This window comes from Haladaptatus sp. HS23 (genome assembly GCF_056892285.1).
In genome coordinates, this window is record NZ_JBXGLH010000015.1 from 60,727 (window position 1) to 84,772 (window position 24,046).

Here is a 24,046-nt window from a genome sequence, read left to right on the forward strand (position 1 = left end):
AGCGGAGTTAGTCCGATGTGTTCCGAGCACGCGACGCGAGCGCAGGAACCGACTGGCTAACCCGCTGGCGTACCGGGAGGGTACGAACGATGGCCCGACCGAACTGGACGGCGAGCGGACGGACCGTCTTTGAACACCAGGCAAACAGGGGTCCCGGAAGTTTCCACAATCAGAATCGTTTGGCTGAGAAGAAGTCTAACCTCCACACCAACCACGGACTTCACACGAACAAGTGGGTAGAGCTAGTCGAGTGTACCGTTTGCTCAATCACCGAGTGCGCCGATGGAGTCGAGATGATCGCGAATCTCGATTACAAATGTACGATAGCGTTCGAGATCCTGCAACGCATTGTATACTACATCATGGTCGATGATTTGGCCATAGGTATGGGAGATCACATTTCGAAATCGGGCACCTTGTGCCATCTGGCCGGCCGTTGAAGAAGAAAGGACACCAATCTAACCCAGTGCACGGATGGACACCGGATTGCTCGCTGGTGGGATGCAACGCTCGTGCTTGACGAGTTCCTCACCGATATCTATCGATGCTTTGGTCATCTTCACAAAGCGGCGTTCAACGATGTCACGGCTATCCGAATCTGCCTTGTACGCTTCTCGACTCAGTTGTTGTTTGCGAGCGAGTACACCAAGACTTTCCTCGATTGTTTCAACCGCGGTCAGAATTCGGTCGAGTCGATCCGCTGGAAATCCGTCGGTCGTCATCGCTCCCTACTTGACCTCTCGGTCGCTGTCACAGCGGATCCGCCGAGATGCTCGTCGATCTTTGCCAGTGCGGTATCGAACCGGTCACGCGGCGATTGACTCTCGGAGTTCGCATTCGCAACTCGATGACGAAGCGCATTGGCATGCGTCTCGTCGCCGACAAGCAACACTCCGTGCTCAAAAACACTCGTTGCAACGCTCGGTGAGAGCGCATGGATGTCCACTAGTTGACATCCTCCGCGCGCCTAAAGGCGCGGGAAACCTCACGTTGGGGGTCTCGGCTCATGCCGATTCACCATGTGAGCGACTTTCCGCTATACTGGGAGCGTACTCTGGTGTGTGCGCACTTCTTTGGAACTTTCGTGAGAGTGTGGTTTCTCCGACCATCCGTGGTCGTCCCACTCGAATCGCACGGGCCGTGCCATCGGCCTTGGTTGTTCGTTTCGCTGTCTTAGGAACGTCTCGGACGCGGTGAGGTCGGCGTGGTCTTCGAAGCCACACGGGCACGTGAGCGAGTCGCCCTCCCGCACCGTCCGGTCGGTTGACTCGCACTTCGGACAGATTGCCGATGTCCACGCTTCCGACGCTTCTTTCACCGAGATGCCAAACTCGTTGGCGGTGCATTCGAGTCGGTCGATGAACTTCTTGAACGCCCAGAAGTCGTGCGTCTTCTCGTTTGCTCGTACCGACCAGTGTGTCGAAAGCACACCTTTGAGCTTGCCTACCCAGATCGTCGAGACACCCTCCTCATGGAGTCGCTCGACAAGGTCGCGGACGAGTGCGTTTTGCATGTGGTCGCGCCGGTTTGTCCGACTGCAATAGAGCGACCGAATCCGGTTCGACGAGTAGCGGCTCTCAGGGAGCTTCGATTGTAGTCGGGCGATTTCGAGAGTTGTCTCCCTGAATCGCTCGAATTGGTCGCGTCCGTGGTACAGAAGTTGCGTGCCTGTCGTTGTACTGCAAGCAACGAGATTGTTCGCACCAATATCCAGAGCGGCGGTTTCGTCCGCCAATGGTGTTCCGAGTCGAGGATGAGAATCCGCCACCTCGACCGGCTGAAATGCCCTGTATTGGTCCGAGTGTTCGTCTCACTTGATCTCTAACTGACATTGCTTGCCGTCCCACCGTAGTTCGCCCGCAACTTCGAGGCGAAGGCGCTCTCGATATCCAAGACCGTATTTGTCTTTCAGGTCTTCGCCGACAGGGATTTCGAGTCGTGACCGATCGCCAAATTCCAGCGTGTAGGAATCGTTTCGGATGTGGGTCATCAGCATCCGCTCGTCCTCTTCGTTGCCGCGATACCCTGGCAGGTTCGCATCGGGGTTTTCTTTATCGAAGAACGAGCGCCACGCTTGGTCGTTCTTGCGAATGACAGTACGGGTAGTCGCGGCTCCGAGAACGTTGTTATAGCGACCGTAGCAGTCGTCGTCGTCCCAAACGCTGTCACCGTCGAAGAAGTGTTGTCGGCGTTCGAATGTGACTTCGTTCCAGAGACTGGCAGAGGCGTCCAACAGTTCGTGTAGCAACTCCGCGTCCTGTTCGGAGCGGGGGCGTACGACGAATTGGTTGGTCCGCCTCATTACTATTCTCTACGAACCGAACATACATGAGTGTACGTGTTATGAATGTAGTTATGGGAAAGACACTACACATCAAAGTCGAAGATGAACAGTTCGAATGGCTATCCGACGTGAAGGAAACACGCGGTTTGACGTGGCGGGGAATGCTTATCCACGCTGCCGAAAACTTGGAGACTCCGGGTCGGCAATAGTCGGCAGTTCTCCAATAATACCTATCGCTCGACCTCCGCCTAAAGACGGAGGTATGCGCTATCAATTCTATCATTGGGATTTCGATCGACGACAAGAGTACCGTCACGAAGTTCGATCCCGCCCATGCCCTCATCTTTCTTTTCTGGGAAGATAAGTCCACCTAGAATCGAGTACTGTTCGGGACGGTATCGTTCATAGCTGATCGGTCAGGATTGGTCAATGGCTATATTCCACAAAAATATTGATACTCCTATACCCCCTATTAATGGGTGATTATGAGCGTATCCGACCCACTTACGGCCCAACAGGTCTCCGAACTCGTAATGGCGAACCAAGTAATCAGAGCACCCTACTACGATACTGACCATGACGAGGGTGTTCGTTTCACGGATCTGGAACGGGGACTTCAGTGGGGTGCCGACGTCATTCCAGGCTTGCTGGATCTGTTCCGGGTTGAGCAAGACACCCGGGAGGATCACCCCGACAGCTGGGTGGGCTTTGCTCGCCACTGGCGAGGAGGAACGTTGCGGCTGGACTTCGACCTGATTTCTGGAACCAGTGAGTCAGACTCGGTCGTGGTCGTGACCGCGATGTCTGGTCGGGAGGGGACGAAAACCATCGTGGACGAAGACTTCGGAGAAATCGAACTGTCAGACCAGGTTCCGACAAAACAGGAATGGGACGAACGGCAAAAACGCTACCAGTCGGCGCGGAGGAACGACACTGCCGATGGCTCGACAGCGGTCAAAGCGTACATTGCAGCGCTGCCAGGGTGGAAGCGTGAGGTTGCGACACGATTTGATGAGATCATTCAACACGAAGTGCCCGATGTGCACCGTGCCGTGAGATATCACCAACCGTTCTATGGCGTCGAGGATCAAGGATGGTTCGCGTCATTCAGTGCGTTTACGAAACACGTGAAACTATCATTCGTGTGTGAATCGTACCTCGAACCGGAACCTCCCAAGGGGACGGGGCCACAGAGACAGGCCATGGACCTGAAGGAGACGGACACGCTAGACGAAGAGCAGGTCGCTTCCTGGATCCGACAAGCCGCCGACGATCCGGGGATGGGTTGGTGAGGAAATCCCCCGTTTTTGCGATGGCCGTACGGAAATCACGAATCCAACCCGCTATGTGTCGAAGGCCAGTGTCGAACCACTCCCTGTACAAAACGAAAACACAGAGATACTCGACAGAAATAGACTGACTGGAGCAGTAAGTATCCTCATTGCCACTTCGCCATCCATTTTGCAATCGTCCGTGCTGGTGTTGCCGTCGCAACGGTCACTTTCTTCGGATAGGCAGTAAACACAGTTTGTGACCGATTCATGGGTGCGATGGTGTGAACCTCGCGAGTAGTACCGTTGATGCACCCGACGACGTCTCCATCCAACGTCAGTAGGGGTGAACCACTGTTTCCATCCCCCGTTGGAATCGTCGCCAGTAACCAGTTTGAATGGGCATTATAGCGGTCGTAGCGACCCAAGGAGATGACCCACTCACCGACGGTTATCGGATGACCGACTGCGAACACAACATCGTTGTGTGAGGGCATTCCCGTCGTCATCGGAAGTGGCGGTGGCGTATCGAGATCGGTTTTGAGGAGTGCAATATCCGGGAAGAGATCGCGATGATATCCGGCTCGAGTAGCAGTCCCAGTGCGTTCATCGAACGTTTCGATTGCCACAGAGGTCGTGTCCTGCACGATGTGCGAATTCGTGAGAATGTAACCTGCATCGATAATCCAGCCAGTACCACCACCATCGTCGGTGGTGATTCGCACGACCGATTCCTGTACTTGTATCCCAATAATTCGTGCTCGTTCTCGAGTGGTCTTGGAAAATGGCTCGATACCACTGGAGACCGCCGTTTCGGATTCAACCGCGGCGGTGGTGGTGCGGTGGTCGTCGCCACGTCGGCCGACCAGCATTGGGATGGAAGCGGCGCCGATCGAGCGAAGAACTTGCCGTCGGGTCCGTGGAGAACTCATCCCTGCCCTAGTTGGTCACCACGTGTTCTCAAAGAAGGAGTCACTCTACTCACGCACCTCCGTGTCCATTGTGAGCGCATTCTCGTTTACTCTCACTAGCGAGGGTCACACCAAACTGTTGTGGCTATGAAACGGCGTGCACAATGGGTGTGGGACGGTGTTCGTTCGTCAGAGTTCATACTCATCTACATCATACTTTCCACGGGTGTTACACTGAAAGCTTTGTAGGGACGGTTCCCACGTGTGGTATTCATCAGCACACATGCCTACTCCCTCCACTTCCACTCCGTCTACCCGAACCGTCCTTCGAATACGGCCGACACCGGATTCACTCTCGGCTGACCGACTCCCGGCACAGTTCCGCCGACTCTACGGTCTCACTAAGAGCGAGGAATATTCGTTCGGACGAAAACTGCGCTCCAATAGAGCACTGACCCCACGCACACTCGAATGCCTGCTCATTGGGACACCTGACGGAGGACTCGAATACAGCGTCGGCCTGCCACCGAACGCAACCACCGCAGGTGAGAACACTGCAGTAAACGCCCTCGAGAGTACACTCAGAACTGCGTTCCCAGATACCTACGAGTTCGAACAGGATACCGTCTCGCTGGCATCGAAACTGGGCGTGGAGAGTGCGTCTGGTGAGGACACGGAACGAGATACTGAGCTATCCATTGCGGCCGTTGAATTCGAGGCCACAGGTGATACTCGCAACGATTGGCAAACCGGTCTCACTTCATTCGAGGAGTTCACCGAGGACGACAAAACACGGCCGCCACTCGCCGCCATCACTGAGATACTGGCGACGGCGTCAGTTCCGGTCGTCTTCCAAGTCCTGCTTTGTCCGAAACCGGATTGGACGACTGACGCGGGCATCTGGCGTCGAAAGCTCATGACGGGACGGGATTCGTTCGTCGGCAGGCTCGTCGAAGAGGTGTTCGTCCCCGCCGAAACGCGACACGAGTCGAAAGACACTCTCAGTGAAGCCGACTTACCGGAATACACACGTCGACGCCTCGATGGAATTGATGGACGTGACACCCGCCACTCGTTCAACGTGAACGTCCGTGCGGTCGCCGTCGCTCCGGACGATTCATATGCTGCGACCCAAACAGTCGAAGCTCTCGGGACAGCCTTGACACCCATCGATGGACCAGATTATCGGCTCACCGCAAAGACGTATTCTGCCTCCGAAACGCGCTCGACGGCTGCCACCGACCTACTCGATGCACTCCTCACCGCCGAATTCCATGATGAACCGACCGGCCTTCGCACTCGATTACCGGGCAGTGGGACGACGAGTCCTGTCATCGTTGCCGACTCCAGCGAACTCCCGAATTTCTGCCTTTTAGGAGGAAACCATCTCACGGGAAACGCGAAACGAGCGTTCGATATCACACCGGGTGAGCGGACGGCACTCGTCCCACCATCGGATTCGATCCTCGCACCGTACGACACATCGGGGTTCACGCTGGGGACGCTGCTGACACAGGACAACAGTTCGACCGATCAATTCATCGCGCTACCACCTGCGCTTCAGTCCTTACACGTAGCGATTTTCGGCAAGACAGGATCTGGTAAAACCGTCCTCAACACAACAGGCATCCTCGATAATCACGCGGCCACCGCGGGACCGTCGATCATCATTGATGGGAAAGGCGACGGTATGCCAGTCGAGTATCTGCGTGCACACTACAAGCGATATGGTTCACTCGAAAACATCTCTTCTTTCGATTGTTCGGCCGTCTTGCCTGCACTCTCGTTTTTCAACATTCGTCCGCAGCTTGCAGCGGGATTCGACCGCTCATCGGCGGCCCAAAATGTCGCGGATCACTACATCGAGATTCTGGTCGGGATTATGGGCCGCGAGCGATTCGAGCGTGCGGTCCGGTCGCCCGACATCATCAGGTATCTCGTCAAGGCGTTGTTTGACCCGGTGCATGGGTCGGATGCCTATTCACACAGCGACCTCCATCGGGCGGCAAAGCGGATGGCGGAAACACAAGAAATACCGCAGGTGACAGATGAGACACTCGCCGACCTGCTCGGCGGAGTCGTCGCGAACAAACAGCGGTCGTTCGACGAGATCATGCAAGGCGTGTTGAATCGCATCGAAAAGATTCCGATCGATACTCGACTCGGGGAGTTGTTCGATTACGTTCCCACGTCGGCAACTGTATCGACGAATGAGTTGGATACAGAGCCTCTCGAGCCCGCCTTCGATTTCTTCGACGTACTAGATGAGAATGCGATCGTCATCCTCGATACGAGTGGGCTGCGACCGGCGAGCAAGACGGCGCTTACGCTGGTCCTTCTCTCGAACTTGTGGACGGGACTCCAACGACGAAAACGCCTACAGACGACGCGTGGACGTCGGACGGAGATGACAAGTAATCTCCCGCTCGTCAACCTCTATATCGAGGAGGCAGCACAAGTCGCATCATCTGGATTGATGTCCGAACTGCTAGCCCTCTCACGTGGGTTCGGACTCTCGGTCACACTCTCGATGCAATTTCCGGCACAGGTCAGGGCCGCGGATACCGAGGCATATGCGGAGATTCTGAACAACGTTTCAACTATTGTCACGGGGAATGTCTCGGTCGATAGGGACCTCGAACGACGATTGGCCACAGACGACATGCCGCCGAGCGAGGTCGGCAATCGATTGCGTGCACTGCATCGTGGGCAATGGCTCACCAGCCTTCCTGCACCGTTCGGGAAACCGGAACCACGGCCGTTCGTCCTCGAATCGGCACCGCTTCCACCCGGCCATCCCGAAGGTGCGAATCCACTCACGGAGACGGAAGTACTTGGATTCGATTCACTTGTAGCGGCGACCGCAGACAGAACGCGCATAGAGAGTGGTATCGACATGAAGAAATCGGATATCGGTTACAATAGGACACAGGAGGCACAGATGATCGATAATTCCTCAGGCGGTGACGACACAAGCGAGACAAGTGCCTTTGTGACCTCAGCACTCCCGTACACGACTCGATTGCCGATGTGTATTCGATATGACCCGGACATTCACGGGCTCGTTTGTACGGGCTGTGAGAGCCGCTATCCGGCGACGACAGCGGGAGTTCGACATAGCATTGAGTGCTGTTCGAGTATTTCGATGGTTGACCGCGATGACATTCCCATTTGCGAGATCGACTTGACGCTCACGCCACAAGAACGCGAGGAAAGTGCGTATTCAAACCGCCAATTGTGCTTCCTTCAGGCGGTATACAGCGCTCATCAAGGCGAGTTTGACCCACTGACCTACGATATCTGTTGGGATAGCATGCTCCGACTGCAGGAATACGTTGATATCGAATCCGATGCGATTCAGCAACTGCTCGACGATGGACTTCTTTCCCACGATTGTGACCACCCGTACCGCCTGTATACAGTGACAGCAGAGGGGCGAAGCGAAATACAGGTCGCCTACCGGGAGGGAATCGGATATGGACATGGGGTTGGCGATTTAGGTGAGTCTTCGCTCCACCGGGTGATGGTACAAACAGGAATCAAATACGTCGAATCAATGTATGTCGAAGACCCCGACTCCGCTGTCGTGTTGGTGGTACCCTATTATGATCTCGACGATGGCCATCGCTTGGACGTCGCTGGACTCGACGAAGATGGTGAGATTCGGGTCGTCCTCGAAGCCGAACGAGTGAATCACGACGTGCGACGGGCAGTTCCGGAAGATTACGATAAGATGGCCTCATTCGACCCGGAGGACGCGATTTGGATCGTCAGGAACCGCGAAAGTGCACACGATGTACTGCACGCATTGAACAACCCACCAATCGGAGAACCACGCGTCAAGAGAGAATACAGTCGGAGTTCACCACCGAGTGCATTCCGGCTTGATGCACCGGGCTGTACACAGATACACACACTGCGCTACATTCGTGATACGGCACTCGAACTAACGCCACCTGGAACGGAGTGAACTACGGTTGACACCGATGAAGTACCCATGGTTCGAGTGACCCGTGGTACACTTTCTTAAATAAGAGGGAAGGCATGGTTTGCTGGACGAGATCAATTTTTGCTTCTGTACACACAATGTACACGTATGAGCTCAAACGCGTTACACTTTCGCGCACCTGAGCGACTCATCGAACAAGCCGACGTCCTCACAGTCGCAGAGGACAAAAATCGAACTGATGTCCTTGTCGATGCCTTGCGCGACTATCTCGCGGATGCAAGTGACCAAGAACGTGTCCGACAAGCTATCGCAAATGCCTACTATGAAGACCGGCTTACCTTTGAGCAAGTAAAGGCAATCGTTGGCACTGAAGCAGCTCAGAATTTCCGGGTGCTTAAGCATCAGTTGACTGATTACAGTATTAGTGACGAACTCGCTGCTGCCCTCAATGAATGAAGCTTGTCGCGGATACATCCGCCCTCGTTAGTCTTGCTGCTACGGAAGATGCACGTCGACTCGCACTTCCGCATTTCCTTGACGGCTATGACATCGCAGTACCATATCAGGTCATCGACGAACTGGAAGAAATCGCTCAGTATACAGATGAATACGCACAGGCTGCAAAGGCCGTTCTCGATGAACAAGATCAGATTGCGATCCATGAGATCAATCTAGACCCAGAGTTTCCGCTTGACGATGGCGAAAATACAGCCATCCAACTCTCCGAGGAAGTCGGCACGATGTTTTTCTATTGTGATGAATACAACCAACTCGCACTGATTCATGCCTCTCTCACCGAGCCGCAACTTGTGACAAGCCCGCGCATGCTCCAGGCGCTGGCCGTGCACGGTACTATCACAAACACGGAAGCGAAAGAACTCCTCGAGCAGATTAGTCAAGTGAAAAGTTGGGTGACAAATGCTTACGTGCAACAGGCGGGATATTTGTTCGATTAAATGGATTATCTAACCACGATTAGTCACGACACTCGGCTCGCAGATCCAGCTCTCGGCCCATGACTAGACCCTCACAATTCCACAACGCTCTTCGACACAAGATTCGTCTTTATCTGTTGCTGAATCGGTGTTCTAAACTATTGACAATAAAATCATATTTGTGATAACAAATTACTCTCTGTGGATTTTCTCCTTTGGTATGTCCTCGTCTAATCAGAGTAATGATTCTAACTCGGTGAAGAGGACTGCTGATCGATCAGGTTTCTTTTTTGAGTTGGTGAATAGCGGTTGCACATAGATCTATTCGAGGATACCGTGGAACATTCACTGCCACTAATAAAAATCAAGCGACAGTAAATATGTTCTACCTACAGAAAGAGTGGGTTAGTTGGAACCAATTTGGCTTACTACTCCATGTTGCACTAAGCAGTTGTGAACAGTCTGCTACTCAAGGGTCGAAATGAACGATGGAACCGCTGCACGAGCATAGTGATGACATGCCGTAATGACGGTGAATACCAGCAGAATCAGGGGGAGAATCAGTCGATTTGCTAGGTGTGCGACAAGCGAAAGGTGAAACAATTTGGCGCCCAGCAAACCCGTGCTAAACAGCGTTCCACCGAGGTAATACCATTCCCATCGTCGATGGACCGCAAATGTCTCAGCTGTCCGCGTCTCGGGTGAATCAGTTGTGTGGTGCTGACTTTTAGTCGGAAGGTATGGATCTAGGTGGTCAGCACGGGATGTCTGTTAGATGGTTCCTCGAGATTTGTTATAGTCAATGATGCCTTCTGTGTCGAGTTTCGGGAGATGTGTTTGATACAACGCAATATAGGTACGTTGGCGTTCTGGAGAAGAGATTTGCTCAACGGGTGTTTCATTCTCCCACGCAGCCACCTGTTCGGCAAGCTCACGCATGTTGACGGTGTCTGTTCGTCCCTGAAGATACTGCAACGTCAAGCGCCGTCGTTGGACTTGTAAGAGGTGAAAGATCGTATCCTTCGAAAGAGGTTCGGATTCCGCATCATCGCATGAGAGGGGAGCAGTGTCACCGGCAGAATCAGCGGTGTTGGAAGATGCGCTCATGACTTCGCTGAAGGCAATCAGAGTGCTATTATGAAGATTTCAATTCTCCCTGGAACGGCGGTAAGTGAACAAATGCAACAGAATGAGAGCTCGTACGCCAGATATTTGAATACAAAAACTAAATCAATGGATTCAACGTTTATGTGATATACTTAAACCAGCTAATTACAGCCAAAGTACGATAGTCGGATTTCATCTGAAGTCAGGAAGATGGGTTTTTCATGCACAACCGGAGGGAACCCTACTTCACAAAATAAAATTTCGGACGTATCTATACACGATAAATTGACCTAGCAACCTCAAATCGAATTGGATTCGATATTAGTATGGAATACTAATCACGGGCGGATTCACACAGGTAAGCCCAACACTTCGAGCAGGTGAAATCGGCTCCAGAAGCCATTTTGCTATGTCAAGCAAAGTTTTACGCTTCCCCGAGGGCGGTGGCCTGGCCGATTTCACTGCCGCTTATACTGCCACAGGAAGTCAACCATCCAAATCTGGCGAATTTGAGACCTCGACTTCGCTGCCGTCGCACGTTCTACGTGGGTTATAGATCCAATCACGCATCTTGAAACGAGGGCGCTCTCGCGAATCAGGCTGCTTTTCGCACGATCGTTCAGATCATCCAACACAAAGTCGTCACTTTTAACGCCAATTGGCACGCTCAATACGCATCACGACCTCCACAGAGATTGATTCAAAGGGTACCAGAGATCACCCACTCCCACCTATACAAAATTTCAAACAATCACATTTATCGAGTATTCCGCCAGGCTTTGGTGAGCACCCACACTTCATTCACCACGAGCAGCGCGACCGGGAGTGCAACAAAGAGCAGAAACCCTTCTGTTGTGCTGGCAAACGCAACGGCAAACCCGAGATAGGGAATGGTGTATTTCACTCAGCCGATTACATCCTTTGCAGCTACCGGCTTTGGATCCCGTTTCTCATTGCCATCTCCCTTCGTTCTAAGCTGCACTCCATTCTTTGTTTGGTTCACTTTTGCAACCCGATGGGTAACTACAGGGGCATCTCCTTGCACCCCTTGAACTGCCCCCGCCCGAAACGTGATGATATCCCCTTTTTGGATTGCTTGTGGGGGAAACTTACCGACAATAGCTTTGCCTATCCACCCAAAATCCAGAACGTGTGAGACCGTAGTGGCACGTCGATTTGTTGCTTCAACTGCTGTGGGTGTAGCAGTACCAACAATATGTTGTTGTGGTAACTGGGAAGCTTGTGGCTTCTGGTCAGCGAGATTGATTGTGAGATCTCCTATACAACCAGCAGTAGCGCTCAGGATTTGCCGTCGTGTCGGTGTGACCATGCTTGAATATTTATCTCAAGATTTAAAATACTAAGTTTAAATTTTAAATAGTTATTTTCAAATGGACATCTTAGACAATGGGTTCAAATAATAATAGAAGATACTGCTCTATTCATTGATCGACAGCGCAACATTACACACTCACAAAATTATTGCAAATGTCGATGGTGAGGTATGGATGTGATATCCTGCACGAATTACCTCTTGGCGTCTTACTGGAAATGGATCCTCGAGCAGTCGACCTATCTAGAAATTTGATTTGACTAAAGGAAGATAAAAAAGGTCGTTGTCGAGCGTAGTAGTTCAGGAAGCTGACCTGAGATTTCATTGTTCACGCGACCGGCGAGAGGGGATGAAAAACTGCGAGAGACGACGGAACATGCTTTGAAGTGAACGGACGGGCTCTTCGATATCATCGTTCGGTTGGTCTGGTTTTTGTTTTGAATTGAGTTCCTTACGGAGCGTTTGGTTCTCAGTTTCGAGTTCACGGAGTTTCTTCTCGAGTTCGAGAATTGTCGCGATACGTTCGCGTTCTCGTTCCTGGAGTGGATTTGTGTGATTCTCGGCAGTCATTTCTGTCGAGGGAGTCGCCGCTGATGCAACAGTGTTTGTAGTGCTCTCGGTCGATTCTACACCGCCAGTGGCACGTTCTGTGCGTGGTTCATACACATCCGAAGTCACATGCACCGCTCGTTCGATGGTTACTTCGCCGTACGTTCGTCCATCGCCATAATGAACAGTGTCCCACTTCTCGCGATTGAGACCGGACCGTCGAAACAGACGTTCTATCTGTGTTGTCTCACGACCCGTCCAGAAGGCAAGTAAGCAACAGAAAGCCATATCCGCTTCCGAATGGCTGTCGTAGCCCGCAATGTCACCGCGCCACAGGCGTTCGAACTTTGCACCGTTCGCCGCAGTACGGGCGCGTTCAACGACTTCCTCATCGGAGAGCGTCGATGATGCTGTCGTCTCGTCTAGGGCAGGGTTGACATCGTCACTACCTACAGAGGAGTCATCATCCTCAAGCGATTGGTCCTCGGTAGCCGTAGTATCATCTGAGATGTCTACTTCGGCGTCTTCCGCGACTTGCGCTTTGTACACAGTGGTAAGGTCGTCCGTCCGCTCGTGGATAGTCATTGGAGTTCCGTCGACGTGATCGCCAGTAACTGTGAAAAAGCGACCCGTCTCGTACAGTTCGACGTCACCACGACGATTTCGACCGGGTGGAAGGTTTCCCTTGATCAAGACATGATACCCCGTTCCCGATGGACTTCGCTCGGTATATGAATCGAGTTGGTCAATGATGGTGGCGGCCCACTCTCTTGGTGATTCCTCGTCCGGGTCTCGAGCGTCATCGAGGTCAATGCCAACGAAGGGATCGTCGTCTGTAAACACAAATCCGATGCCGGTGGCTGATCCATCGAGTGCATACGACCAAACGTCGTCGAAGTTCGCCCATGTCTCGGGATTGTCCGTCGATGCAAATCGGCCAGTTGCTGGATTGACTGGCACTTTCGTCAGTTTGTCGCCACGCGATTGTTCACGCCAGCACACCCATTGTTCGAGGTCAATGAGTGGGGAAGGAACGTCGGCTGCAGTTGGAAGAGATGTCATGCGTGTCATGATGTCCACTATGGAATGGACTTAATTGCGCAGATGAACGCTTCCTATTTGACTGTATTTTCGGCGAAGCGGAGCCTCATCCCGGGTGAACTGTCCGGATTAGTGGTGTTCGCATGTTTCTCATATTGATTGTTAATACACCCGTCAGTACACCCGATTCAGCGCGTCAGCGGCCTCGAACGCATCGCTCGACCGGTCCCAGAAAACGTACACCCCGTAAATCGACCGGGAGAAGGGCTGTCGTAGGAGGGTGTAGAAAATGACCGGGTGATGCTGGCAGTCAGAGGAGAGTAAGTGAGATACTGAATTCGAATTCTAAAGATAGAAGGCCTGAGAAGGCCAAAGTAGAGTTAATAAAAATCTGAAAATCGAGGTCGCTTCAAGTAAGAAAATCGGCAGACTGGATGAATTTGTACGCCTATTAACTCCGGTTGAAATCGTCTGTTCTCTCATGAAGTAAGAGAGAGTTTGAGATGTCGATTCTCCATATTTCACGAGAGAGGAGGGCTGTAGACCGAGTATTCTGCTTCAATTCCGAGATCCACGATAGCCAGTTTGCAAACGCTGAAACACCCGATTTGACGGTCGAAACCCAATATGTACCGGTAAATTCGATTTTGAACGGGTGACCGAGCCTCGTATGTGTTCTTGTAAGTCCCGATTCATGGGTGCTGAATCCGGTGGAGAGTTGGTTATTCCTCCGTTCACGTGTGATATGGGGTTCCGAGAGCCCGCTGTCTTTTACCCGCGAACGCGGCCCAATTTGGAAATCGAAAACGGCAGTCTACACCCCCCTTTGTCCATAGAATTCCCGGGAGATGGCCGATCTGTACATCCCAGTTTGACGGTGAGACTTCCATGAGTTCACCAGTGTCGGGGGGTGAAATAGGGGTGTACGTCTGATCTCGATATTGAAATTAAAACACAGGAAGTCAGTCGCGCACCGAGCTATCCGATTCTAGGCGTAAATATCCAATAATCAGAGCGATGATCACGAGTACAGTCACACCGATCGCGACCATCGAGATGAAAATACTCGACAGCAATCCCGCAATAGCGAATAGTGTCATCGCGATAGCACCGAGTTCGACGGCCCGCTTTTGCCAGTAGTCATACTGCGACACACGCGTGATTCGGACATAGACGAATGCGAAGGCAAGGAACCCTGGCAGAACCACATCAGTGTACACCGTCGTAGGGATGAAGCCAGTCATTGGCACGGCCCATACACCCCCTGTGGAAGGAGCAAGGTATCGATAGCGCTCGGAAACATCCAAAACAACCCACGTGCCCACCACCGAAGTCTGTAGACGTGGACCCACCCAGTATCACAGCCCGCAATCTTTTGGAGATTATCTTGGAGCTGACAGCCCGCATGGATGCCAGCACACCCACCTGCGACGGGAATAAAATCACCAGGGACAGGGTCTGCTAGCGAAGCCAGACTCCAATAGGTACATCCACTCTTTGCCCAGTAACAGACGGCATCCATCTGGATACTACCACGGTACCGGAAAAACGGAATCGAGGGATGCCGTTGGCGACTCAACCAGCGACGGGCACGTGCGCGACCCGAACTCTTCGTGAGGGCTGTCGTTCCAAGGAGGCCGCCAGTCAGTGCGCCCGCCGTTTTGAGCACAGACCGACGAGAGCGATCCGCCATCAGTATCGCCTCTTGTGGGCGAGGAATGGGAGTAGGGTAGATTCGTCGGCCAGTCGTGTAGAAGGTGTGTCGATTTCAGTTTCGGAGACACCCTTCGGTTTGGTAGTCTCTCCGCTCGGCCTTCGCGTTGCTATTGATTCGATACTGCTATCAAGCGTGGATTGTAAACTCAGCATTGCTTCTTGCACCACAAGGAGCGCGGTCGGTGTCTCTAGCACCGGCCTTTCTGCAAGGCATTGCGCTCCCATGTGAGACGTTCTGCGCTAGTACTTTATACTTAGTTATGCAACAGCGCATGGAAGCCCTAGGTGCAAGCACACTCCTGGCCGTCATACGGATGTACCTTGGTTCGGAGTTAGAGTAACACACTAGTTACAGAATGCAGGTTTGTTTAAGATTTTTAATAACATTTAGTAGTGTATATGGGCGAGATTGAGGACAAACGAAGGGGTTCGCATTGCCCACAATGTTCCTTTAGACAATTAGACGCATTGTACCAGCTCAACATCGAAGCAAAGCGATACGCTGAATCTGCTGAGAAAGCATACAGTGCTGGACTCAAAGTCAATGCTCGTTTCAATAGCCTTCGGAAGAAAGCACTCTATAGTGTAAACTACCCCTTTCTGGGCTTATTGATGGGTAGCAAAATGTGGCGGGGAGCGGATCAGGAGTGATGGCGCCAGATCCGAAGTGGGGGGGTGTACTAACAGAGCAGCCTCGCCACAATTGTTTGATGTTGGTCTATTAATAAATACTTTTCGATGAGATTAGAAAATGAGAATATCTCTGAGGATTATACTACCGAGTAGAGAACGAATGCGATCACAATATCGCTGCCGTGGCATGCCTGGAACTCCTAAATCGAGGAGTAATTCATCACACCTAAGACTTCCAAAAGGTGCTATCGAATCAATCTCATTCGTGGGTACCCACCTATAAAAAATGCCGTCTGCAGGCCTATTCTAAGAGATTCCCCTTAGCAGTAGATCGATTCGGCAACTTCGATGAGCGATTCCTTTGAAAGAGTACCACTCACCGAGTACTGTGACTCATCATCCGACCATTGGAGTATATGCTGCTCACCGACCGATGTATACGATCCAGCATGCCCAGCAATTGACACAGACTGCTCACCGCTCACAGGACGACTCATCGACGTCTGAGTCACCGCCATCGAATCAGATCCATTCGAGTACAGCAGCGACACTGATGCGTTTCCGTTTGCAGTACTGACCGTCACATTCTCGAGCGAATAGCCATCCGGAAGTGAGGTTGGCTCTCGAATCGTGAAGTTCACTTCCTTCTGTGCGTGTGCAACCGATTCGTAATTCGATGTCTGGGGCAATTCGACGTCGACGACTTTCGCGTCCTCTGGCGGCGTGTACTCGAATCGCTCATCTGGAATCGATTTGTTGTAGCTCAGATTCGAGTAGGTCATCGTCGTCGTGGTCGTCTCATTTCCAACAGAGGTGCTCACTTGCGTTTTGACCGGGAACCAGTTGTCCTGATCAAGCCAGACGGTCTGATTTGACATGACTTGCTGGAGCGATTCATTTTTCGGCTGCAGCGTCACCTTGTAGGTCTCCTGTCCGGAGACAGTCGCCTCACCTTGATACTCCGCGCTAAATCCGTTCGACATCTGCTGGAATGCGGCAGTAAGATTCTGGATCATACCCGCATTCTTGCCAGTGAGACTGAGATGACGGGCCGTATTCGTCGACTCGTTGTACATCCAGAAGCCCGAGCCGTTCGAGACCATCACGTTGCCTTCTGTCGGCCCATCTGTGTATTCATACCGAACGTGATTCGGCAATCGTTGCCAGACATCGGCTTTCACTGTCTGGGTGCCGTTCGGCTGTTCCATCTTGATTGTCACTGTTCCAGTGACGCTCTCGACGGAGGTGTTGTTTCCGAGGGTGTGCTGTTCAATCGTTGCTTCTGACGGTGCTGAACTGTCCTGTGCGTGTACTTGATTCCCGACGCTCGCGTAGCCTGTAACCGATACAGCCACGACGAGTATGAGGAGGCCAAGCGTCAGCAGGGATTTTCGTGCGACCATACCTGTAGAAATTCAAATTCTAACCTAATGAAAACTTTCATCCATAGACAAAATATGGGAGCAATTAACATGGAGGTGGAGTGTTACTCTCGGATCGTGAATTCATGTATAATAGTACCATGAGTTCGGTGACGCGGATCTCAAAGCAACGTTCATCCGCTGAACCAGTCATCTTGATATCTCGCGGCACTGCGAACGCTTCACTGCACCAAAGTGGTGGTTTATGTGCGAAGATTACGGTAATCGGAGTACTCGGTATCGACGCCTGAAAATTGTGGGTAACCTAAAACAGTATAGCTGTAGCGAGTACGGTGGGTCACACGGGTCGAGAAGGCCGGTCACTAACCAATTCTCGTTTGAGTAGTTCTCACTGAGACAGCACGTTAGGGAAGATTTTCTCTACGATAATAAGATTGTCAGGAACTATCAGTTTCAGAGAATGAGTTTATTTAATACTATTTTTTCCGATATCTTTAGATAATTAGTTTCCTTGTTCCCTATAATGGAGGGTGTCCTCTGGTACGTGTTTACTGGAACCCGTGGTGGTCCCAATCGCGTTCGTATCGTTCGTGCCCTCCGAAAACAACCTCGTAACGCAAATCAACTCGCTGAGGACTTAGATCTCGATTATAAAACTGTCCGCCACCACTTGGATGTTCTCCTGGAGAACAATATCCTTGACCGTGGTGGGGATGGGTATGGTGCGATCTATCTCATCAGTGACCAAGCAACGCAGCATTGGGAGACTATCGAGCAAATTAGTGAGCAGATGGGTTAAACTATGGTTGAAATTGGGAAAGCACGTAACCGTATCCGAGACCGAGGGAGGGATGGATAGATGGCAATCTGGATCGATGCACTGCGGCTCACCATCGGTATCAATCTTTTGTTGATACTGGGATTGCTATCGATTTGGGGCCGAAACTTCCTCCAATTTCGATCAAAGCACACACTTGGTCTCTTCGTCTTCGGCCTCATGCTGCTCGCTGAGAACCTCTTAGCGCTGTATTTCTTCCAGTTTGCACCCGTACTGCACGTGTGGTTTTCAGCAGAGATGCCGATGATTGCCCAGCGCGCGATTATGCTCATCCGGATCTTTGAGACGATTGGACTCGTCTTTCTGATCTGGATTACGTGGGATTGAGGTCGCTGTTTCTGCTCGGGTTGCGTGTCGAATTATAATCCATCTGGCTTCTGGCAGTGATATTGGGTTGAATTTGGGTGAGAATCCGGAAATCGTTCTTGTAGGACATGCCTGTATCTAAGCCTGTACCAGACGGGTACAGTGATCGATCATGACTCAAGGTCCAGATAACAAGCCCGACACAGAACGCATCGAACAAGCGAATACCAGCATGCGCGAGCAACTCAGTTCCCGCCGCACGTTTCTCGCCGGCGCTGCAGCCGTCGGAGCAGCGGGTGTAACGAGCCTCGGCATGGGAACGGCCGGTGCAGAAGGTGACGACTCGAGCGGTGATGATAACAATAGCGATAGTGACAGCAGCTCCGGAGACAATAGCATGAACGACGTCGACATTCTGAATTACGCACTGACTCTCGAACACCTTGAAGCAACCTTCTACCAGGAAGGGCTTGAGGAATTCTCCGCTGACGACTTCATGAACGCTGATCTGGGCTGTGGTGTCTGTGATGAAGTCAAAGAACAGATCCCAAAACAGGTCAAAGTCGTTGGTGAACACGAAGCAGCCCACGTCGATCAGCTTACGAAGGTAATCAATGACCTCGGTGGCGAACCGGTCGAAGCGGCCGAATACGACTTCGGCTACGAGACGCCCGCCGAATTCTTGGGCGTGGCGATGGCGCTTGAAAACACGGGTGTGGCCGCCTACGCGGGTGCAGCGCCCTCGATCCAGAACAGTGACTTGCTCTCGGCAGCGCTCTCGATTCACAGTGTCGAGGCACGCCACGCAGCCGTCTTCAACGGTGTGAACATGGAATCGCCGTTCCCGATGGCATTCGACGAGGCCAAATCGATGGACGAAGTCAAGAAGATCGCTGGCCAATTCATCGTCTCGGAATAAGACACCGAACAGGGTTCTGTTGCAGGATTTCCGGCAGTGCGATCCAGTAAGTAATCCTCAATTTTCACGAAAGCGAATAAGATTAGAGATAGAATCAGTACATGAGCACAAGTCCCGAGACAAACAAAACAGGCGATGACGATCTATTTTCTGACGAAGCGAGTGCGACCCACCAGCTTTCGAAAGATACGATTTACCATCTCCTACAAGTCCAACGCCGACGCTATGCACTCCAGTATCTTCAGGGGACAACAGAGCCAGTCGTAATGGGTGATCTTGCCGAGCAAGTTGCTGTCTGGGAATATGGAACAACAATTGAGAATCTTCAGTCAAAGGAGCGTCAACGAACCTATATTAGTCTCTATCAATCGCATCTTCCCAAGCTCGATAAGGAAGGAGTGATTGAGTATGACCAAGCTCAGGGGCTCGTAACCCGAACTGACAGTGCTATTCAATTCGATCCCTATCTCAAAGCCTGTCAAACACAGAAAACTGGATCTGACGGAAATGAGTCTGAGTCAGAAAAACCTCCAAGCCGACAGTGGATACAATGGTATTGGAGTGCAGCGATGTTCAGTTGTGGTCTTCTAACAATCAATAATTTTGACCTTTCTGTTGGAGTATATCTCTCTGAACAACTGGTGTTGAGCGTTATTGTTCTCCTCTTCGCACTGATTACAGCGGGATACCACGTGAGTCACCAGCGGTGACATCCTCCCCGCCCTAACGGACGGGTTTTAGAGCCTGCATTAAAGAGAACAAGTACTCATCTACAGAAGCGCCGGCAGATTGCCACAGGTCACCTGACCTGTTGGTACTTCACTACTGTTGTGGCGTAGAGCGCATCTCGTTCTGGATTGTGACTCGATACATTATCTTCTCCACGCCTCTATAAAGCCAAGCTAATGTTGTCACTGATTTTGGCAAACTTTCCCTCAATACATTCACATAAGAACACGGGTTCCATCCGAAGATGTATGGATGACGATATCAATGATAGTTCATTCGCTACAGACTCACTACACGCTGGTCAAGATCCTGATCCTGTGACCGGTGCCAGAGCGCCACCGCTCTATCAAACAACCTCATACGTTTTTGGCGATGCTGAAGATGCAGCAACCCAATTTGCACTTGAGAAGCCTGGCTATATTTATTCTCGGTTGATGAACCCGACTCTTGAAACACTCCAAGACCGACTTGCCGCTCTCGAAGGTGGAGTAGGTGCTGTTGCCACTGCATCTGGGATGGCTGCGCTGAATCTCGCAACGTTCCTACTGGCAGAAGCTGGCGACAATATCGTCACAGCCTCCTCACTGTACGGGGGCACCTACACGTACTTCACCCATTCAATCGAACGGCGCGGCGTCACGGCCAAATTCGTCGACACACTCGACTATCAGGCATACGACGATGCCATCAACGACGATACGGCCTATGTCCATCTCGAGACAATCGGGAATCCAGCCCTCGACACACCAGATATCCAGCAGATCGCCGACATTGCTCACAACCACGGCGTTCCTTTGCTCGTTGATAATACCTTTGCGACACCCTATTTGTGTCGTCCACTCGAACATGGTGCAGACCTCGTCTGGAATTCGACCACAAAATGGCTCCATGGCTCTGGCACCACTATCGGTGGTGTCATTGTTGATGGTGGCACGTTCCCTTGGAGCGATTATCCAGAGAAATATAGTGAGATTGCGCAAGATAATCCCGCCTATCACGGTGTCAACTTCGCAGAAACATTCGGTGACGAGGCGTTCACATACGCTGCGATCGCCCGTGGACTTCGTGATCTTGGAAACCAGCAGGCGCCCTTCGACGCTTGGCAAACCCTACAGGGGCTCGAAACACTCCCCCTTCGGATGGAGCGTCACTGCGAGAACGCAATGGCAGTAGCCGAATATCTCCAGGACCATGAGGATGTTGCGTGGGTGAACTATCCCGGCCTATCCTCTCACGAAACCAACGATACGGCCACCGAATACCTCGAGGGGGGCTATGGTGGCATGATCACTTTCGGACTCGCAGACGGATATGAAGCTGCGCGAAAAACCGTTGAATCGACAGAGTTGGCAAGTTTGCTTGCTAATGTCGGTGATGCAAAGACACTCATCATTCATCCAGCTAGTACGACTCATCAACAGCTCACAGATTCTGAACAAGCTGCTTCCGGCGTCACTGATGATCTTGTTCGGCTCTCGGTGGGTATTGAAGACCCTGGACAGATCATCGCTGACCTTGAGAACGCTATCGACGCCGCAACTTGAACCGTAATTCTCATCGCCTCTGTCGTTAGCACCGTAGACGACAGTAAGCTACCACGCCCTGAAGGGCGTGGCATTCAGCATGGACTCCCGTTCTAACTGTGTAGCACAGTAGGCGAATACTCGCCGTTCACGTTCAACATCCCGCTGTTCAAGCGCACGCCTACGGGTGCGCCTCCACGCCCAGACTTTTGCTGGTCGCGGAGATACTTCAGGCCGATGTTCTTCGCGGCGTTGTAATCCGCGTGGACATCGTACCCACACTTCAGACACTCAAACTCGTCCTGCCCGTTGTTGTGTGGACGATTGGCCTCGTGGGTGAACCCACATTTTGAGCACCGCTGGCTCGTGTACGCCGGATTAATCTGCTTCACCACAAGTCCTTCTGACTCGGCCTTGTACGTGACGTACTCGAACAAACGGTGGAACGTCCACTTGTGAACTGATTTCGCGTGCGGTAGGCGCTCGCGGATGCCTTTGAGTTGCTCGAACACGATGTGAGTACAGTCGTTTTCGAGGGCTTCCTTAACGAGTTCGTTCGAGATGGTGTGAAGCGTCTGCTCGAAGTGCCCAGTCTGTTTTCGACCGACTCGCTGGACGTTTTCGTGTGCCCATCGAGTACCAGTCTGTTGCAGGTCGCCTCGGCGCTTCTCGTATTCGCGGTGCCAGTGATTGAGTTCGCCACCGCTCCAGAAGCGTCCGGTTGAGGTGGTTGCGATGTTTATGATGCCGAGGTCAACACCAAGGACGGAGACGTGCTTGGCATCGCCTGTGTCGGCCTCATTGTTCTCCACGGCGGGCTTTGTCCGCACGTGAAGGTAGAAACAATCCTCAACCTTGTCGTAGTGGAGCGTGGCTCCTTTCACGTCGTAGTCGTCGTTGAACAGATACGCCGAGTGTGGCGTGGCTCGATGTTCGTCGGGGAGGACGAACTCGGTGGTAACTCGCCCGTCGATTGTGGCGAGTGTACAGTGATCGTCGTTGACAGTGACGGTTCTCGCGTCGTAGCTGGCGAACCGCGACGTGAACTTGGGTTTGGATGCTTTCTTGCCTTCCTTCCAGCGTTCAACAACTCCTTTGACGGCGTCTGCGGCTCGGTTTCGTGCGGCTTGCACGAGGTTGGCCGGGAGTGGTGAGTCGTCCCGAACGTCGTAGTAGGTGAGATTGTGGAGTTTGGTTTTACTGGTGATTTTTCAGTCTGGTTCCCACGCTACGTCTACGACGTAGTTAGCGGCGTCGAGAAAGTGGTCAATTGTCTGGTGGAGGAGGTCAGCGGCACTCTCGTCCACATCGAGCTTGATGGGGACGGTTCGAGTAGCTGAGTCTTTCACCATCTATACTTCATATGTAGATGCCTGTATTTATACTAGTTCAGATTGGAGTGGAGGAGTCGGACTGCTACCGAGTGTGGTTTGTGAAATGGGTTGTCGGCTTCCTCCCGCGCCTCCAGGCGTGGGTTTCCGCCTTGCAGTCATTATGAATCCGGCCTCCGAAATGCGAGTGATCAAAAGATGCTTGTTCAAATTTACTGACCATACGAGAATAGACGTCTATCGGTATCAGCGACGATAATCTAGCTCTAATCACCGGTAGTGTATCGAGTTACGATTATTGTTCAACCCGTGTCGCTTCCGAGCGATATGAGTGGTAAACAGATTCTGCCCATTCACGTGCTTCTGGATCGTCAGTATCGGCAAATAATTGGAGCATTCCTGTGTTATCGTCGTAAATCCCAATTCCAATTCGATCATCACAGAGAGTGATACCGAACGGAATATTGTCATGCATCCAAAGTGTGAGATTACCACTATCAAACACTTCTTTTGCCTTCTCAGGATATATTGACAGAAGGTTTTCAACGACTTCAGGAGGATACACAGCCTCAGTCACCATTCCATTGATAATACGATTGTTTAAAGAATCAATGTGTAAGGGGTTGATGGATGCGGGATCCAGACCACGTAGCGTATCGGTCTCTTCGACCAAAGCCATGAAGCGGTTGACACCACGATACGGATTACCAGGTTCAGCCGTTGTCACCGTCGCGGTAGTAAATGCAGAAATATCAAAATTTATATCATGTTTGTCTATTGCTTCCAAGACGGGCGCGAGTTCCATTGCTGTTTCAATATTTGTCTCGAACTCCTCTACTTTCTTAGCACTTATCTTCCCGAATGCAGTTAATGTGAATTCACCGTCGATACGCTCAATTACTGCATTCTCTAATAGCGAATGAATAATTCGATGGATTGTTGACCGAGATACACCAAGACAGTTTTGTAACTCGTGACGACTCATCACTTTTTGCTCATATAAGGCTTGGAGTACTGTAGAACGATTGACTAGTTCGATGAGCCTCTCGTCGTTCATCTCTAGTAAGAAAAGTCATAATCTGGTTATTAAATGTACCTATCCCAGTAATTTTGACGTGACTGCTATAGACACAAATGTATTGTCTATTCTCTCACTAGTAAATATATCTCTCCCCTATCGTAATTTCTATAAAACTAGGTTTCAGGCTACGAGGCACTGTCTAGTTTAGCTCCTCCTCAACAGGTGTTCGATTGTCGAGCGATTGATGCGGTCGCTGATGATTATAGTA

General features: G+C 51.7%; 16 protein-coding genes and 3 pseudogenes. 9 read left to right on the forward strand and 10 right to left on the reverse strand.

The window, feature by feature from the left end:
- Positions 1–263: 263 nt before the first annotated feature.
- Positions 264–722 (reverse strand): annotated as a pseudogene (hepT, locus tag AC1XDK_RS26050) (type VII toxin-antitoxin system HepT family RNase toxin).
- A 314-nt stretch (positions 723–1,036) separates the two neighbouring features.
- Positions 1,037–2,302 (reverse strand): annotated as a pseudogene (locus AC1XDK_RS26055) (RNA-guided endonuclease InsQ/TnpB family protein).
- 467 nt (positions 2,303–2,769) lie between these two features.
- Here AC1XDK_RS26055 and AC1XDK_RS26060 point away from each other — a divergent pair.
- Complete coding sequence (locus tag AC1XDK_RS26060) at positions 2,770–3,576, forward strand: DUF1801 domain-containing protein (RefSeq protein ID WP_483352934.1); 807 nt, start codon at positions 2,770–2,772, stop codon at positions 3,574–3,576.
- A gap of 146 nt (positions 3,577–3,722) precedes the next feature.
- Here AC1XDK_RS26060 and AC1XDK_RS26065 read toward each other — a convergent pair whose 3' ends face one another.
- A complete protein-coding gene (locus tag AC1XDK_RS26065; protein WP_483352935.1) occupies positions 3,723–4,427 on the reverse strand; it encodes a S1 family peptidase in 705 nt (234 codons plus the stop codon).
- A 322-nt stretch (positions 4,428–4,749) separates the two neighbouring features.
- On the opposite strand from AC1XDK_RS26065, the gene AC1XDK_RS26070 reads away from it, so the two are divergent.
- The 3 genes from AC1XDK_RS26070 (at position 4,750) to AC1XDK_RS26080 (ending at position 9,371) form a co-directional block, all read left to right on the forward strand.
- Positions 4,750–8,436: an ATP-binding protein gene (locus tag AC1XDK_RS26070; protein ID WP_483352936.1), complete on the forward strand. Its 3,687-nt coding sequence runs from the start codon at positions 4,750–4,752 to the stop codon at positions 8,434–8,436.
- 126 nt (positions 8,437–8,562) lie between these two features.
- Positions 8,563–8,871, forward strand: coding sequence for a hypothetical protein (locus AC1XDK_RS26075; RefSeq protein WP_483352937.1), 309 nt, complete (start codon positions 8,563–8,565; stop codon positions 8,869–8,871).
- Complete coding sequence (locus AC1XDK_RS26080; RefSeq protein ID WP_483352938.1) at positions 8,868–9,371, forward strand: PIN domain-containing protein; 504 nt, start codon at positions 8,868–8,870, stop codon at positions 9,369–9,371. Before AC1XDK_RS26075 ends, AC1XDK_RS26080 begins: the two co-directional genes overlap by 4 nt.
- Positions 9,372–10,121: 750 nt before the next feature.
- Here the strand turns inward: AC1XDK_RS26080 and AC1XDK_RS26085 are convergent.
- The 5 genes from AC1XDK_RS26085 to AC1XDK_RS26105 all read right to left on the reverse strand — a co-directional run bounded on the left by AC1XDK_RS26085 (position 10,122) and on the right by AC1XDK_RS26105 (position 17,132).
- A complete protein-coding gene (locus AC1XDK_RS26085; protein WP_483352939.1) occupies positions 10,122–10,457 on the reverse strand; it encodes a DUF7344 domain-containing protein in 336 nt (111 codons plus the stop codon).
- A 904-nt stretch (positions 10,458–11,361) separates the two neighbouring features.
- Positions 11,362–11,787 (reverse strand): S24/S26 family peptidase, encoded by a 426-nt coding sequence (locus AC1XDK_RS26090; protein WP_483352940.1) that lies wholly within the window; start codon positions 11,785–11,787, stop codon positions 11,362–11,364.
- Positions 11,788–12,111: 324 nt separating this feature from the next.
- Positions 12,112–13,401, reverse strand: a complete 1,290-nt coding sequence (locus AC1XDK_RS26095; protein WP_483352941.1) for a phage NrS-1 polymerase family protein — start codon at positions 13,399–13,401, stop codon at positions 12,112–12,114.
- Between the two features lie 941 nt (positions 13,402–14,342).
- A complete protein-coding gene (locus AC1XDK_RS26100; protein WP_483352942.1) occupies positions 14,343–14,624 on the reverse strand; it encodes a hypothetical protein in 282 nt (93 codons plus the stop codon).
- A 1,425-nt stretch (positions 14,625–16,049) separates the two neighbouring features.
- The gene (locus tag AC1XDK_RS26105) at positions 16,050–17,132 is read right to left on the reverse strand and encodes an outer membrane lipoprotein-sorting protein (RefSeq protein ID WP_483352943.1); all 1,083 of its coding nucleotides are present in this window, start codon (positions 17,130–17,132) and stop codon (positions 16,050–16,052) included.
- A 502-nt stretch (positions 17,133–17,634) separates the two neighbouring features.
- Between AC1XDK_RS26105 and AC1XDK_RS26110 the strand changes: the two genes are divergently transcribed.
- The 5 genes from AC1XDK_RS26110 (at position 17,635) to AC1XDK_RS26130 (ending at position 21,447) form a co-directional block, all read left to right on the forward strand.
- Positions 17,635–17,910 (forward strand): winged helix-turn-helix domain-containing protein, encoded by a 276-nt coding sequence (locus AC1XDK_RS26110; RefSeq protein ID WP_483352944.1) that lies wholly within the window; start codon positions 17,635–17,637, stop codon positions 17,908–17,910.
- A gap of 60 nt (positions 17,911–17,970) precedes the next feature.
- Entirely contained in the window at positions 17,971–18,276 is a 306-nt protein-coding gene (locus AC1XDK_RS26115; RefSeq protein WP_395285343.1) for a DUF8036 family membrane protein, read from the forward strand.
- 151 nt (positions 18,277–18,427) lie between these two features.
- Positions 18,428–19,174, forward strand: coding sequence for a ferritin-like domain-containing protein (locus AC1XDK_RS26120; protein WP_483352945.1), 747 nt, complete (start codon positions 18,428–18,430; stop codon positions 19,172–19,174).
- A gap of 101 nt (positions 19,175–19,275) precedes the next feature.
- Positions 19,276–19,884 carry a DUF7344 domain-containing protein gene (locus tag AC1XDK_RS26125; protein WP_483352946.1) on the forward strand — a complete coding sequence of 203 codons (609 nt, stop codon included), beginning with the start codon at positions 19,276–19,278 and terminating at the stop codon, positions 19,882–19,884.
- 267 nt (positions 19,885–20,151) lie between these two features.
- The gene (locus tag AC1XDK_RS26130; RefSeq protein ID WP_483352947.1) at positions 20,152–21,447 is read left to right on the forward strand and encodes an O-acetylhomoserine aminocarboxypropyltransferase/cysteine synthase family protein; all 1,296 of its coding nucleotides are present in this window, start codon (positions 20,152–20,154) and stop codon (positions 21,445–21,447) included.
- A 92-nt stretch (positions 21,448–21,539) separates the two neighbouring features.
- Here the strand turns inward: AC1XDK_RS26130 and AC1XDK_RS26135 are convergent.
- Both AC1XDK_RS26135 and AC1XDK_RS26140 read right to left on the reverse strand, forming a co-directional pair.
- Positions 21,540–22,778: pseudogene (locus AC1XDK_RS26135) on the reverse strand (RNA-guided endonuclease InsQ/TnpB family protein).
- A 274-nt stretch (positions 22,779–23,052) separates the two neighbouring features.
- On the reverse strand, positions 23,053–23,814 hold the full coding sequence (locus AC1XDK_RS26140; protein WP_483352948.1) for a helix-turn-helix transcriptional regulator: 762 nt from the start codon (positions 23,812–23,814) through the stop codon (positions 23,053–23,055).
- Between the last annotated feature and the right edge of the window lie 232 nt (positions 23,815–24,046).

Bases quoted from the DNA above. Each gene is read 5' to 3' on its own strand.
- AC1XDK_RS26060 (WP_483352934.1), top strand. From the start codon at position 2,770: ATGAGCGTATCCGACCCACTTACGGCCCAACAGGTCTCCGAACTCGTA.
- AC1XDK_RS26065 (WP_483352935.1), bottom strand. From the start codon at position 4,427: ATGCTGGTCGGCCGACGTGGCGACGACCACCGCACCACCACCGCCGCG.
- AC1XDK_RS26070 (WP_483352936.1), top strand. From the start codon at position 4,750: ATGCCTACTCCCTCCACTTCCACTCCGTCTACCCGAACCGTCCTTCGA.
- AC1XDK_RS26075 (WP_483352937.1), top strand. From the start codon at position 8,563: ATGAGCTCAAACGCGTTACACTTTCGCGCACCTGAGCGACTCATCGAA.
- AC1XDK_RS26080 (WP_483352938.1), top strand. From the start codon at position 8,868: ATGAAGCTTGTCGCGGATACATCCGCCCTCGTTAGTCTTGCTGCTACG.
- AC1XDK_RS26085 (WP_483352939.1), bottom strand. From the start codon at position 10,457: ATGAGCGCATCTTCCAACACCGCTGATTCTGCCGGTGACACTGCTCCC.
- AC1XDK_RS26090 (WP_483352940.1), bottom strand. From the start codon at position 11,787: ATGGTCACACCGACACGACGGCAAATCCTGAGCGCTACTGCTGGTTGT.
- AC1XDK_RS26095 (WP_483352941.1), bottom strand. From the start codon at position 13,401: ATGACATCTCTTCCAACTGCAGCCGACGTTCCTTCCCCACTCATTGAC.
- AC1XDK_RS26100 (WP_483352942.1), bottom strand. From the start codon at position 14,624: ATGACTGGCTTCATCCCTACGACGGTGTACACTGATGTGGTTCTGCCA.
- AC1XDK_RS26105 (WP_483352943.1), bottom strand. From the start codon at position 17,132: ATGGTCGCACGAAAATCCCTGCTGACGCTTGGCCTCCTCATACTCGTC.
- AC1XDK_RS26110 (WP_483352944.1), top strand. From the start codon at position 17,635: ATGGAGGGTGTCCTCTGGTACGTGTTTACTGGAACCCGTGGTGGTCCC.
- AC1XDK_RS26115 (WP_395285343.1), top strand. From the start codon at position 17,971: ATGGCAATCTGGATCGATGCACTGCGGCTCACCATCGGTATCAATCTT.
- AC1XDK_RS26120 (WP_483352945.1), top strand. From the start codon at position 18,428: ATGACTCAAGGTCCAGATAACAAGCCCGACACAGAACGCATCGAACAA.
- AC1XDK_RS26125 (WP_483352946.1), top strand. From the start codon at position 19,276: ATGAGCACAAGTCCCGAGACAAACAAAACAGGCGATGACGATCTATTT.
- AC1XDK_RS26130 (WP_483352947.1), top strand. From the start codon at position 20,152: ATGGATGACGATATCAATGATAGTTCATTCGCTACAGACTCACTACAC.
- AC1XDK_RS26140 (WP_483352948.1), bottom strand. From the start codon at position 23,814: ATGAACGACGAGAGGCTCATCGAACTAGTCAATCGTTCTACAGTACTC.